This window comes from Pseudomonas sp. 51_B (assembly GCF_017491595.1).
In the GTDB taxonomy this organism is placed as follows: domain Bacteria; phylum Pseudomonadota; class Gammaproteobacteria; order Pseudomonadales; family Pseudomonadaceae; genus Aquipseudomonas; species Aquipseudomonas promysalinigenes.
The window spans coordinates 1-451 of the sequence record NZ_JAFGYW010000380.1; the positions used below are offsets into that span (position 1 = coordinate 1).

General features: G+C 69.2%; 1 protein-coding gene. It reads left to right on the top strand.

Annotated features, from left to right (window positions below; genetic code table 11):
* The coding region (locus J5M56_RS25330) for a substrate-binding domain-containing protein (protein ID WP_207938101.1) at positions 1 to 286 on the top strand (286 nt) is incomplete at its 5' end.
* Positions 287 to 451: the final 165 nt, after the last annotated feature.

Sequence of the window (451 nt, forward strand, 5' to 3'; positions counted from 1 at the left end):
CCTGAAGGCGCTCCTTTGCGGCAACGACAACATGGCGATCGGCGCCGTGTCCGCGGTGCGCGCGGCGGGCCGCCAGGGCAAGGTGTATGTCGTCGGCTACGACAACATCAACGCGATCAAGCCGATGCTCAAGGACGGCCGCGTGCTCGCGACCGCCGACCAGTACGCGGCGAAGCAGGCGGTGTTCGGCATCGACACGGCGCTCAAGGCGCTCGCCGAGCATCGCAAGCAGGCCGACATGACGGGAGTCGTCGCGACGCCCGTCGATCCCGTGACGAAGCCGTAACCCGGGGCGGCGGCGCAGCGCGCCGCTCAAGAACGCCGCGAGGCGGCCGATATCAGGCTAGAGCGTGACCCAGGCCGCCTCGCGGCCTCGTCCGCGCGGTTCGCGCGGATCGCGGCAACCGCTTTTCACCAGGATCGCGATGGATTCGACCGACCCAGATTCGAC